Below are 12,919 nucleotides of genomic sequence, written 5' to 3'. Positions count from 1 at the left end.
GTCAAGCAATTCGCCATTTTGAGAAAAAACAGCAATAAGATTTTTCTTAACAAGCGATTGAATCGCTTCATTGATGGCTCTTTTGGAGCTACCAGTTTTCAAATAAAGTTGACTGCTTGAAATCCAGTCAATCTCTTTTCTTTCGGATTTTGTTTTTTTATCCTCCCATCCGAGAGTTTGCCGAATAATTACCAACAATACTTTTAATTCAGCAATTTTAAAATTCTTCAAATAACTATCCAACACCACGTTTGGAACAGGTGTAGTTTTAATCTGCATAAAATTTTTAAAATTAATTTTAATAAAGGTTTAATCTTCTGCTGAAATAATCGGAATAGGAGGGGTTTTCTCAAAGACATAAAAATCTACATCGGGTTGATGAAAAAAACGAATATATGAATGTCCATCGTTTGTGGTCTTCATAATTCCTGCCTTATGGAATTTTATTTTTTTTACTCCGTCTTTTTCGTAAATTCTTTTTGAACAAATATCAAATATCATGATTGTTTTTATTTACAATATTCTTAATAAAATACGACCAAGATGTTTTTGTTTTATACACAGTGTTCTATGGAGCGGAATTTTCTGAAAATAACTTCTGATTATTAGTATTGTTTGTCTCATTTCCGATATAAGCGGAAAGACCCTTGCGGGCAATACCAATAAAAAACATTTTTCTTTTTTTATGTTCTTTACTGATACCCCACAGGACACTATGCACAAAACAAAAAACATCCAACTTTTTATTGAATGTTTTTATTTTATTGCTTTACTTTAAATCGTATAACCCATATTGTGCGACATGGAATTATTTAGTTTTAGGATTGAAAATATCAATCCCCTGCATTGTAATAGATGTTTGCTAAAGTAGTAGCAACAAAAAAATAACATTCAAATTAAATTCTAAATGAACATATCGCTTCGTTGGTTTGAGTTTAACATAGGCAAAAAACTTATGCAATAAATGCAACTGTGAATAATTATATTTTCAAAAAACCTTTAGAATTAAGCTGTTTGTGCTTGTATAAAGTATGTGGGGTTTGAAATCTTTTTAAGTTGTGGCTGTTTAAAGCTGTGATATGCTTTAGCATTTCTTTCAAAATCAACATCAGAGTATTGCTCGTAAATAAATGTTGATATTGGATTCATGTGTCCCAATCCCCTTTGAATAAATGAAAGCGGAGCGTTCATATCTCGCCTCTTATGAGCCCAACCATGACGAAAACTGTGAGGCGTAATACGTTCTACAATTCCTGCTTTATTAGAATAATATTTTACTATTCTCTCTACGCTTCTTGTTGTTAATCTTGGATTATAACTACTGGCATTATTGTTTACTTTGCCCACGAACAATGCTAAAGCACTATTGTTATTAGGAAGTTCTAATCGCATAGTTAAATATTTAATTAGTATTTGATGTGTATTCTCAGACCAGACAATAATTCTTTTATTTGCTGTTTTCTTTGTTGAAATAACAGCAGACAAATTATTAACATCAATTTGAGATACATTTAAATCAGTTAACTCCGAAACACGAACTCCTGTGTCCCATAACATTCGGACAACAACTAAATCTCTGAGATTCCAAAAATCATTATCCGGAATTATTGAAATCATTTTTTCAAATTCTTCTTCCTTAATTGCCCTGTGTGATTTTGCGTGACCTTTTTTTCTTTTTATCAGTGATGGTGCAATACATCGGTAATCTTGATCCTTATAAAATTTAAAAAAGTTTTTAATAATGACAGTTGCATATTCCAAGCTGTAAGAACTGTGATGTGTTTTTACCCATTTCTGATAATTAACTATATCCATTATTCTGTATTCTTCAATTGGCTTACTACCGCAAACATTAACAAACTTCAAAAGCCAACCTTTATATGTAATGCTCGCTTTTGGGGAATGAATCCCCTTCCAGTCCAAATAATCTTCAATTTTTTTATCCATAAAAGCACAAGACCCCGTCCGAGACAAATCAGGCGGGGTTTTAAACTTGTGCTTATGTGTAAGTTAACATTTTAAAATAAAAATGTAAAACACCTTACAAATATGCAGTTCAGCCTCGTTGTTTGTCTCAACTCCGATATTTTTATATCAGTGTGACCCTTTCGGGCAACGGTTTTTTATATTAAGTTTTTAATACGACAACTAAAGTATATGTGCTTCCCTATTTTATTGTCAAGTGGAAAAAATATTTTTATGTAATTAATTTCAGATTTTGCTTTTGCATATTGATTAAAAGAAATGAAAATATTATACTTTTTTAATGAATGATTTATCAAATTATGAAAAATTAAAAGAAGACACACATAAATTTTATAATGAAATGAGGGGGATTCAATCCCCTGCATTAAACGAATGTGTTTATTTTAATTCAGAAGGGTTTAATCATATAATATTTAAGAAACATAGATCAGAAAGAGAGAAGCCATCTCAGATGTTGCGATTTAAGTTAATTTCTCTTGCGAAAAAACTTATAGAAAAATCAACAACCTATCAGGAATTTGAAGAAACATTAAAAGAATTTGAAATAAAAAGTTATAAGAAAAGAATTAAGAAAACTAAGCCAGTCAGGTATTGGGGTATTATAGCTATAATTGAAAACAGAAAGATAAAAGTAATTTTAAGAAAAGTTGGAGATAATGGAAACATTCAGTTTTGGAGTGTTATACCTGCGTGGGTTACCAATAAATACAGGGATATAAAATTATTTAGCACAATGAAAGGCAATCCTGATGAAGATTAAATAGAAACAAAAAAACCGCACAAAATTGCGGTTTCTTTGTTATGCCTGCCTTCAGCTTATGTATTAGCCGAATAGGGCTGACGCCCCACAAGCACATTTAAATAATAGCATATTTATTATTATAAGCAAACATTATCCACAATTAATGCTTGGTCTTTTATTTAAAATTACATATGTCTTTATTTTCACAGTATTTGAGTAAAGACAAATATGGAATAATTTTTGATTTTTTGTTGATGTTTGAAAAAAAACGTGTAAGTTTGTGATGTTTTTACGTTCTTTAATTTATTAAAAATATAAGCGTTAGCTTTTATTCTTGCTATTGAAAACTGAGAACTTTTAATACACACAAGGGTAAATAAGTATAACGCTCACGCTAAAAGCGTGGGCTGTACTTGTTTGTGTGTATAGGTATCTCAGTACCTCAATAGCAGATAAGGTTTCAGTCCGCGCTTTTTGCATTTATAAACTTCTTCATCAGGACTGGATGCGGAAAAACTAAACTTAAAAAATTATGAGAAATGTTTTAATGAAATTGTGGGCATTAGTTTTTGCGATTTTCTCATTCTCGCAAACAATAGCTCAAAAAGTGAAAATTAGCGAACCTGAATGGGACGGCGACATTGTTTATGTTAACGATAGTGTCGGAAAAGGTCTTTCTCTTGAAAGACAGCAAGCGTCTGTTAAAGGCAAAGCTAACGCTTCAATGTATGTAATGGGAATGGGCAAAGTGACGGCTACATATAATTTAAAAGGCAGTAGCTCTCCTGTGAGAATCAGGAAAAAATCAACTCTTCAGTTTATTTACAAATCAAGTTCAAATGAAGTAAATCCAAAAAGCGTTATTCAGGTTTTCAAACTTCAGCAAGCGAAAAACCAAAGAAAACTTGAAATAGGATCAGTGGAAACATTCAAAGGTTCAAGTGCTGGTGATATTTCATTTATTGAGTTTAAAGCCGAAAAGTATGGGAAATCTTCCTACTTAATAACATTAACAAATTTACAGCCCGGAGAATATGCATTTTCATTAGGTTCGCAAAACACAAGTGTAATGTTTGCTTTCGGAGTTGATGGGGATGGCAGTGAAGGAAGTGGAAGCATACAAAACCAGCAAAACAAATCCTCTATTCAAAATGGCAAAGGGAACAATATTTTTGATTTTGGATATTCCTACGCAATTGAATATGGTAGTGGATTACAGCTTAAATATGAGCATAAATTCAACAATTTTAGCGTGGGTGTCTTTTACTCAAAAACAAAACACGAGGGATTATGGATGTATGAAAAAATTAGAATTATTGCAGGCAGAGCGTGTTTCCACACTAATATATCTGAATCGTTTGATTTGCATTACGGAGTAATGGCAGGAGGTTCAAACGGAGTGTCAGGCGGTTTCTTTTATGCAGGACTTATCGGAGTGCGATATTTCTTTGTAAAAAATGTAGGCGTTCATGCTGAAATAGCTTACGGTAGCGATTTTATCGTAAATGGCGGAATAAGTTTTAGATTTTAATTCAATCAAAAACTAATTATAATAAATTTATTAACAAAAAAACATAACAGATGAAAAATAATCAAATCATTAAATTAACAGGAGCTTTCATAATTATCAGCTTCCTGTTTTTTCCCGTAGCGGGATGTGGCGGATACAATGTAAATGGTGCAGATATAATTACCGATAAAAATTTAGGAATTAATGCGGGCGTGAGAATATTATCCGTCCTATCTGTAATTTGTGCAGTATTGATTATTTATTATAGGAATAATATTAAAATTTTTAACAGTGCCATTTGCGGAATTGTGTTTTTGTTTTTTGCATATTTATTCTCAAAAGTACAGATGAAATCATCTAATAATATTATGGATACAGAAGGAGTGGTTAGACTAAAGGCAGGAGCTTATCTGAGTATTTTGGGATTTATTTTTTCTGCATATTTAGCAAAGACAAAGAAGGAATTGTTTGGCGATAAGCCGAAATCCGAAGAATAAATTGTTTAACACATTTAAAAATAAAAAAGATGAAAACTAAACAAATTGGTTTTATAGTAATGATTATAGGAATTGCATTTATAATCATTTCCCAGTCAGTAAAATTTACTAAAAAGACGTACGAAAATACAGGTACAGGAATAGTATTTTCGAGTGAAGAAGAAGACACAAGAAGAAAGAATGTCGCATTAGGAGCGGGCATAATATTCTTGATAGGAGGCGGTGTTTTATTATCGGGGATATTTGAAAATAAAGATTTGCATAAAAATAATAATGAAACCGAATCGGAAGAAAAAAAGTAAATACCGAAAACTAAATTCCATAATTTGAATAAAAAGCCGAATTTTATCGGCTTTTTTGTTTCAATACTTTTTGCGAAAAGTGGACTGTCCACAGTTCAAAATCCGCTTTGAAAGAAAAGAAAAATCATGAATAAGAAAGTTCAATCCCCTGCTCTGAAATAATAATTTTAATCATCTGCATCGTATTAGCAAGATAGCGTGTCGTCGGACTACTCATCTCGACGACACGCTATCTTGCTGGTGGTAAACCCCCAGACCCCCGAAATAAATTTTGATTTATTTGGAAATTTAGCTAAATTTGTTCCTATATAAATAGTTTATAAAATGAAAGAATTAGATAATTTAGTTGCTGAATTAAAAGAATATTTGTTATCAAAGGAATTGGAATTAAAAAAGAATCCCAAATTTGATACCTATACAAGAGGACATTTATTGAATAGAGAAAATGAAATTAAAGGTTTTGAAATTGCTTGCAGGGAATACGAGAAAGACCCTTTTATGAAAACAAAAATAATTAATAATTTCAGAAAAAAAGCATATGAAATCAAGACGGAAATAGATAAAATTACTTTATAAATAAAATATACTTTATGAAAGAAGAAGCATTAAAGATTATTAAAGGAGTTTTAGAAAAATGGATTAATACAAAGCGATACAATGAAACTAAAAAAGTATTTTCTTATGTTAGTCCAATTAATAAAGGCGAATATATTTTGTATTTTTATAGCACATTTTGTTATTTCAAGAATATAGACGGTAAAACCAACAAAGAACCCTCATTTATATCAAAAGAGTCCAAGCATTTTTTCCAAACAGCAACTTTGAGCGATATGCCATTATTAGAAAATATGAATGCTGACAGGTATCGCTTGGAGGAATATTTAGAGAAATTTGATAATGAGTTTTATGAACAAATAGAAAAGGAAATTAACGGAGATAACTTTTTTACTTCTGATCCATTCTTTTTTGTATAAAACAAAAGCCACACTTTCATGTGGCTTAACAAATCTTTAAAAATTAAAGATTATTTTTTACGAGAACGCAATACTTTTGCACGAGATTTTTTGACTACCTTATCAACATCAATTAGTTTTAGCACCCAAGCAAAATCATCTGCAAACTTTCTGTCAGACATATTTGGCTTTTCTGTGAATTCTTTTTTATTAAAACTTTCATCTGGAATACTCATTATTTCCAACGCTAACTCACATCTAATGTTATTTGCAAATTGTTTTTCTTCTTCTTTTGTAAAAGTTTTCGTTCTACCTTTCTTATTATCGGCACTCATAATTGTTTGTTTTAGGAACTGTTAAACTTTCAACATATTACTATATGCCACATTAATTGTCAACTATACAATTTGCCTGAACTTTTTTTATTTGGGTTAAAAAAATCTTCTGTGATATAAGACGAATTATTTTTAAAAATCGGACATGATTTTAAAAATATTTTTTTCTCATCTTTTCAATGTCCTTTCTTGATACCTATCTGCGTTTTCCTAAATATAAAATAATTCTTTTTATAAAAACTAAAACTAAACAAAATGAAAGCAAAAAAACGAATGCTAACTTTAAAGGAAGCAAAATTCTTAAAAGAATTGTATGAAAAAGGTTCAATAACTATAAAGAGTCCAAAGACAGGACAACCGCTATTTACTGTAATAGTTCATGATAGGTCAAAAGAAAAAGAAGTTGATAACATTATCTCGCAAACTATTGTAAATAGTGCAACACAAAGCAAAAAAGATTAGGTGTTCTAAAAAAATGTGTCTAAGTTTGGTTGTTAAAAACGCAAACCCTTGCCAATTGCTCGTTATGGCAATTTCAAAGCAATGGTTTTAAAACTTAAACAAATGGAAAATACAGAAATAACAGCAAACACAGCCGACAAGACAGCAATAATCGGAAGACTTTATAAAAGTTTGATTACAGGCATTAAAAACGGCAATGCACAAATACCAAAAGAATGGCTTAGTAAAAGAAAGTTTACCATTGAAACAACAGGAGCGGGATTTAACTCAGGACAAATACACCACCGCAAAGAACAATCATTCAAAGACGAATTAGAAAGTATCGGGTTTATCAAAAAAACTAACGGAAAGTCAAAGACAGGAGAATTAGCATATAAAATATTCGGAAACTACTCAATAATATTTCCATTGAAAAATAAAAAAAACGAAGTGGTAAACTTTTTTGCAATATCAATAGAATATGGCAAAACCGAATATTTAAATAATGACGGAATATATCCAATGTATCCGAGTATAGCAACAGAAAAGCTGTATATCGCCCCAACAATAACAGAAACAGCTACAATACTTGAAGCAAAAATACTAAAAGAAAACGAAGCCGTTATTTCATTGTTTGACGAAGAACTTAAACAGCAACACCTTAAAGCTATATCAAGATTAGAACAATTAAAAGAAATAATTTTTATTACTAAAAATAAAGTAATATGAAAACAGAAATAAAAGACCTGAGAGCCATAATCGGAAACATACCAATAAAACGAGTATGTCTCGAAGATGAAACATTGCACGAAATCTTTATTGCTAAAGGCAGTGAAGCAGTCAAAGAAAAGTTAAACGATACTGTAGATATTGAATATACAGAAATAGCCGATACTTCGCTACCAACAATTGAAACTCCGACCAAAGAAGAAATTATAATTGCGGAAATTAAGCAAGAAGAAATAATAACACCAAGCACAGAACAAGCGACAGACACAACAGATACAGAATCGGAAACAATTGAAAATAAAAAGTTATTTATTGAATTTATATATAACGGAAAATTATTGTTAAGAAATGAATTAAATAATTATTTCGTTCTCGGCTCGCTACCGATGGATTTAAGCACACTTCGGATAACCTTAATAATTGAAGAAAAAACAACAGGCAGAAAAGAAAGAACAAAAATTGATTTGTATGAACGAGAAAGCATAAGATTCCTTGCAGAACAGCTATCAAATATTTTTTATCAAAACCACGAACAAGTTGAAACCGAGTTGTTGCAACTTGCTGATGAGCTTGAAAAATACAGAGAACAACAACTTGAGCAAATAAAAAATGAATACAAAATAAAGCGAAATTATTTGCAGATATCACCCGAAAAAGAAAAACAAATAATTGAATTTCTTAAAAGCCCCAATTTAATAAGCAACATAGACAAGCTGATTGAACAGGCAGGAGTGGTGGGAGAAGAAAACACAAGAAAGCTTTTATTTATAATTGCTTCAACATATAAAATGAATTACCCTTTGCATTCTTTAATACAAGGCACAAGCGGATCAGGCAAAAGCCATTTAATAAATACAATCGGCGAATGCTTCCCTCCCGAAGATGTAATGTCAATGACAAGAGTGACGAGCAAATCATTTTATCATTACACAAGAGAGGAACTTGTTGATAAATTAATGCTGATACAAGACTATGACGGCTTGGACGAAGAAGCTCAATACGCTTTCAGAGAATTACAAAGTGCAGGAATAATAAGCAGTTCTACAATATATAAAGACCAAACAGGAAATTTAGTGTCGGCAGTTAAAGTTGTAAAAAGTCACTTCGCTTCCCTATTGGCAACAACAAAAGCAGAAATATATTACGATAGTATGAGTCGTTCAATAATAATAGGAGTTGACGAAAGCGAAGAACAAACACAAAAAATAATAGAATACCAAAACAAAATATTATCAGGAATTATTGAAGAATCACAGGAAAGAAAAGCAAAAGTATTCCTTCAGAACTGTATCAGGTGCATTAAATCTTATGAAGTTGTAAATCCTTATGCAGATAAAATAAAACTTCCGACAGAAGCAAAAATGCTCCGAAGATTAAACAACCATTATCAAGCATTCATAAAACAATTAACGATATTACATCAGTATCAAAGAAGAAGAGACGACAAGAACCGACTAATATCAGAACCCGAAGATTTGAAAATGGCTTGCGAAATTTTATTTGATGCGATAATGCTAAAAGTAGATGATTTGGATTCTTCCCTTAGACAGTTTTTTGACAAACTCAAAGAATATATAAAGAAAATCGGAAACGGAAAATTATCGGAATACCAATTTACACAAAGAGAAATCCGACTTGCATTAAACCTGAGCAAAGGAACGTGCTTCAGGAATATGGAAGATTTGGAAATGCTTGAATACATACAGAAAACAGGTGGATATGCAAACAAGGGCTTTAAATACAAAATAATATTTTTTGACGATATGGAAAAAATAAGAACAAAAATAAAAGACGAGCTGAATAAACAACTTGAGCAGTTAATAAAGAATAATACGACTGTTGGTTCGTAGCGGTTCAGAACGGATGAACCACTACAAACCGCAAACAGCAAGCAAAAGCCCCGTAGCGTTCCATCGGTTCAGGAGTATGTATATAGAGGAAGCAGAACGTAATAAAACATAATAAACAAAAATACTTTCAAATTGAATTATGAAACATTTACCATTATATAATCCGCAGTTTGAAAATCTTTACAAAGAATTTTCACAAATGGTAAAGACAAAAAGCTATGCAGGAGCAAACCATATGGCAACTAACATCAGGGAGTTTTTATTTTTTATAGAAACAAGAGGAGTAAACACCATCAGAGAAGTAAAAGCAACCGATATATTCGCTTACCATGAATATCTTTCAGAACGCCCGAACCAAAGACGAGAAGGAGGATTAAGCGATTCATCAGTAAGGAGGCACATATATTTATTGAGAATATTTTTTGACAACTTACTTGATACCGCACAAATAAATGCAACACCGGCACGACTTCCGAAATTCGGCATAGTTAAATACCAAGAAAGAAATATTGCCACCATAGAAGAAATAAAACAAATATACTCCGAAGCAAAAACAATGCTTGAAAAAGCGATACTCGGACTTGCTTATGGCTGTGGATTAAGAAGAAGTGAAATTGCAAAACTCAATACATCAGATATTGATTTTCACAAAGGAATGCTCACGGTGCGATGTGGAAAATTGGGAAAAACAAGAGCCGTACCCATATCGGAAAAAGTATTAACGGACTTAAAAAATTATCTGTTTTATGAAAGAAATATAAAACTACAAGAAACAAAAATAAAAATAAATTCAGCATTTCTGCTGAGTAAAAGAGGATACCGAATATATGCACAGGATTTAAACACGATAGTAAAAGCACTGGTAAAAAAAACAAAAAATCCCGAATTGCAAACAAAAGATATTACGCTTCATTGCTTGCGACACAGTATCGCAACCCACCTGCTCGATAACGGAGCATCAATAGAATTCGTGCAGAAATTTTTAGGACATGAAATGCTTGACACAACACACATATACAGCAAAAGAAGAAAACAAAAACAAATAATACTTGAAGCAGTTCACAGAGAACAGCAACAAAATAAAAATATAAAAGAAGAATAAATAAAAAAGCTATGACATCATTTGAAAAATATTTAGAAAAAAAGTTTTTTTCAAAAGAAACGAAAAAAGCATACCGCTGTATTACGGAAAATTTTTTATTAAGCAATCCGAAAGCGAATGCTTACAACTATCAGGATATTTTAAACTATATGGCGGAAATAAGTAAACATCAGATAAGCAAAGCCACGAAACAAGCAAAACTCACAGCAATAAAAAAGTATTACGATTACTTGGTTGAAGAAGGCATAAGAGAAGACCATCCTTGCAGGACATTAAACATAAAAGGAATAAGAAAAAAAGGCATAATATTCACGGATTTATTTACAATGGCAGAACTGGAAACATTGATGGAAAGAGAAGAAAGATTTATAAAAATGGAAGAAACGCACAAAGTAATAATGTCGCTGTTGATATATCAGGCATTATTACCAAGTGAAATAATCGCAATAAAAACAAAGCATATTGATTTGGAAAAAGGAACGATTTATGCAAAAGGGGGCAGAGAGCTTATTGCACGTCATCTTGAATTACAACCGAAACAATACCGCTTATTAGATGAATACATTTATAAAACACGAAAAAAATTATTGCGAAAAGGAAAAGAAAATGATTATTTAATCCTGAATTTTCGGGGCAAGAATTATGAAGGAGCGGACGGAATCGGATATTTGATTGAAACACTTAAACCTTGTTTCCCCGACAGGAATCTGACAACAAAAAGTATTCGGGACAGTGTAATATCATATTGGGTAAATGACAGAAAAATACCATTGGAACAGGCGCAGTTATTGGCTGGACACAGGTGGATTTCATCAACATTGCGTTATCGCCAAACTTCTATTGAAGAACAGAGAGAAATATTAAAAAAGTTTCATCCAATGGGATAAGATGAAAATTTTGTATATTTGCAGAAAATTAATTATTTATGTCAGAAATAACAGAAAGATACTTAAACCCGTTTACTGACTTTGGCTTTAAGAAGTTATTCGGTGAAGAAGTTAATAAGGATTTATTAATTGACTTCCTTAACAATTTATTAATTGGCGAACAACAAATCAAAGACCTTACATATTTAAAGAACGAACATCTTGGCTCGAATGATACTGCGAGAAAAGGTATATTCGATTTATATTGTGAAAATGAAAAAGGAGAAAAATTTATAGTTGAAATACAAAAGGCAAAACAGGATTTTTTTAAAGACAGAAGTGTTTATTACTCTACATTTCCTATTCAAGAACAAGCAAAACAAGGAAAATGGAATTTTGAACTAAAGGCTGTTTATACAATAGGAATACTCAATTTTATATTTGAGGATCACAAGAATGAGCCGGATAAATTGATGCATAAAATAAAATTGTCTGACATTGAAAAAAACACAGTATTTTATGACAAACTTACATATATTTATTTGGAATTACCTAAATTTACCAAAGGAGAAAATGAATTAAAAACTCAATTTGATAAATGGTTATATGTATTAAGACACTTGCAAAATCTACAAGATAGACCTAAAGCATTACAAGAAAGAGTTTTTGAAAAACTTTTTAAAACTGCTGAAATAGCAAAATTTACTGTGCAGGAAAGACAAGAGTACGAAGACAGTTTAAAATACTTCAGAGATTTTACAAATATTGTTGATACAGCTATACGAGATGCAAAAGTAGAAGAAAAGGAAGAAATGGCAAAGGAAATGATATTAGACAACGAGCCAATTGAAAAAATTGCAAGATATACCAAATTACCAATGTCTCAAATAGAAGCTCTTATTAAAGAAATAAAATCAAGTAAGTAAAACTATGGATCCATGGATAGATAAAAAGTTAGATGGGTTTTTTAATAGAAAACCCGGAGAACGTTTAAATATGGATATTTTTAACCAGATTTTTGCGAGAATTGAAGAATTGAAGGATACAAATACTGAACTTTATAATCATGAATTATGGAGAATTCGTGATTTTAAAAATTGTATTGATTATGCATATGAAGAAGGAGCTAGAATAGGAAGTGAAAAAGTTGCAAAAAACATGAAAAAAATAGGTACGGATATAGATATTATTGTTAAATATACAAAACTATCAGAAGAACAAATTGAAAAATTATAATATTTTTTAAAAATAAAATTTTAAATTTTCCCGAATTTTATTGCAAATTCGGGAATTCTCTTTCTATATTTGTTTTCGTTAAAATTCAACTTTTTTTAATGATTACGCAAATCCATTCAGAAATAAAAGCAAGTTTTCCTGTAGGATTCACAGGACATTACAGCTACGACATACACGGCAACATCCAATCGCTACTTCAGGACAATCGAAAAATGGCAGTTGACTTCCCTGCTCTTGCTTTCAGCGTATAAAGGAGTTTATATAGAAAAGTTCCGGATATTCGGAAAATGCAGTAAAAATGGGAGTTCGATAAAACTCCCATTTTTTTTGAATATTTTTTAAAATTTAAACACCACTAAAACTGGCTATT

18 protein-coding genes are annotated in these 12,919 nt (G+C 31.1%); 14 read left to right on the top strand and 4 right to left on the bottom strand.

Annotated features, from left to right (window positions below; translation table 11 throughout):
* The 3 genes from WC223_11095 to WC223_11085 form a co-directional block, all read right to left on the bottom strand.
* A partial coding sequence (locus WC223_11095; protein ID MFA6924784.1) for a replication protein occupies positions 1 to 279 on the bottom strand: 279 nt, incomplete at its 3' end.
* Between the two features lie 30 nt (positions 280 to 309).
* Positions 310 to 501: a hypothetical protein gene (locus WC223_11090; GenBank protein MFA6924783.1), complete on the bottom strand. Its 192-nt coding sequence runs from the start codon at positions 499 to 501 to the stop codon at positions 310 to 312.
* Positions 502 to 1,005: 504 nt separating this feature from the next.
* The gene (locus tag WC223_11085; GenBank protein MFA6924782.1) at positions 1,006 to 1,947 is read right to left on the bottom strand and encodes a site-specific integrase; all 942 of its coding nucleotides are present in this window, start codon (positions 1,945 to 1,947) and stop codon (positions 1,006 to 1,008) included.
* A 319-nt stretch (positions 1,948 to 2,266) separates the two neighbouring features.
* On the opposite strand from WC223_11085, the gene WC223_11080 reads away from it, so the two are divergent.
* The 6 genes from WC223_11080 (at position 2,267) to WC223_11055 (ending at position 6,011) form a co-directional block, all read left to right on the top strand.
* Positions 2,267 to 2,746, top strand: coding sequence for a hypothetical protein (locus WC223_11080; protein ID MFA6924781.1), 480 nt, complete (start codon positions 2,267 to 2,269; stop codon positions 2,744 to 2,746).
* A 514-nt stretch (positions 2,747 to 3,260) separates the two neighbouring features.
* Complete coding sequence (locus WC223_11075; GenBank protein MFA6924780.1) at positions 3,261 to 4,259, top strand: hypothetical protein; 999 nt, start codon at positions 3,261 to 3,263, stop codon at positions 4,257 to 4,259.
* A 50-nt stretch (positions 4,260 to 4,309) separates the two neighbouring features.
* Positions 4,310 to 4,735 (top strand): hypothetical protein, encoded by a 426-nt coding sequence (locus tag WC223_11070; GenBank protein MFA6924779.1) that lies wholly within the window; start codon positions 4,310 to 4,312, stop codon positions 4,733 to 4,735.
* A gap of 29 nt (positions 4,736 to 4,764) precedes the next feature.
* Entirely contained in the window at positions 4,765 to 5,037 is a 273-nt protein-coding gene (locus WC223_11065) for a hypothetical protein (protein ID MFA6924778.1), read from the top strand.
* A gap of 324 nt (positions 5,038 to 5,361) precedes the next feature.
* Positions 5,362 to 5,613 carry a hypothetical protein gene (locus WC223_11060; GenBank protein MFA6924777.1) on the top strand — a complete coding sequence of 84 codons (252 nt, stop codon included), beginning with the start codon at positions 5,362 to 5,364 and terminating at the stop codon, positions 5,611 to 5,613.
* A 14-nt stretch (positions 5,614 to 5,627) separates the two neighbouring features.
* A complete protein-coding gene (locus WC223_11055) occupies positions 5,628 to 6,011 on the top strand; it encodes a hypothetical protein (protein ID MFA6924776.1) in 384 nt (127 codons plus the stop codon).
* Between the two features lie 50 nt (positions 6,012 to 6,061).
* Here WC223_11055 and WC223_11050 read toward each other — a convergent pair whose 3' ends face one another.
* Positions 6,062 to 6,325 (bottom strand): hypothetical protein, encoded by a 264-nt coding sequence (locus tag WC223_11050; GenBank protein MFA6924775.1) that lies wholly within the window; start codon positions 6,323 to 6,325, stop codon positions 6,062 to 6,064.
* 255 nt (positions 6,326 to 6,580) lie between these two features.
* On the opposite strand from WC223_11050, the gene WC223_11045 reads away from it, so the two are divergent.
* The 8 genes from WC223_11045 to WC223_11010 all read left to right on the top strand — a co-directional run bounded on the left by WC223_11045 (position 6,581) and on the right by WC223_11010 (position 12,800).
* A complete protein-coding gene (locus WC223_11045; protein ID MFA6924774.1) occupies positions 6,581 to 6,787 on the top strand; it encodes a hypothetical protein in 207 nt (68 codons plus the stop codon).
* Positions 6,788 to 6,889: 102 nt separating this feature from the next.
* Entirely contained in the window at positions 6,890 to 7,495 is a 606-nt protein-coding gene (locus WC223_11040; GenBank protein ID MFA6924773.1) for a hypothetical protein, read from the top strand.
* Positions 7,492 to 9,345: an ATP-binding protein gene (locus WC223_11035; protein MFA6924772.1), complete on the top strand. Its 1,854-nt coding sequence runs from the start codon at positions 7,492 to 7,494 to the stop codon at positions 9,343 to 9,345. Before WC223_11040 ends, WC223_11035 begins: the two co-directional genes overlap by 4 nt.
* A gap of 139 nt (positions 9,346 to 9,484) precedes the next feature.
* A complete protein-coding gene (locus tag WC223_11030) occupies positions 9,485 to 10,447 on the top strand; it encodes a tyrosine-type recombinase/integrase (GenBank protein MFA6924771.1) in 963 nt (320 codons plus the stop codon).
* A gap of 11 nt (positions 10,448 to 10,458) precedes the next feature.
* On the top strand, positions 10,459 to 11,334 hold the full coding sequence (locus WC223_11025) for a site-specific integrase (GenBank protein MFA6924770.1): 876 nt from the start codon (positions 10,459 to 10,461) through the stop codon (positions 11,332 to 11,334).
* A gap of 38 nt (positions 11,335 to 11,372) precedes the next feature.
* Positions 11,373 to 12,239: an Rpn family recombination-promoting nuclease/putative transposase gene (locus tag WC223_11020; GenBank protein MFA6924769.1), complete on the top strand. Its 867-nt coding sequence runs from the start codon at positions 11,373 to 11,375 to the stop codon at positions 12,237 to 12,239.
* Positions 12,240 to 12,243: 4 nt separating this feature from the next.
* Positions 12,244 to 12,549 (top strand): hypothetical protein, encoded by a 306-nt coding sequence (locus WC223_11015; GenBank protein MFA6924768.1) that lies wholly within the window; start codon positions 12,244 to 12,246, stop codon positions 12,547 to 12,549.
* Positions 12,550 to 12,647: 98 nt separating this feature from the next.
* A complete protein-coding gene (locus WC223_11010) occupies positions 12,648 to 12,800 on the top strand; it encodes a hypothetical protein (protein MFA6924767.1) in 153 nt (50 codons plus the stop codon).
* Positions 12,801 to 12,919 lie beyond the last annotated feature (119 nt).

Source organism: Bacteroidales bacterium, assembly GCA_041671145.1.
Lineage (GTDB): Bacteria > Bacteroidota > Bacteroidia > Bacteroidales > JAHJDW01 > JAQUPB01.
Note: the sequence above shows the minus strand (reverse complement) of the source record. Positions and strands in the feature narration are given on the sequence as shown.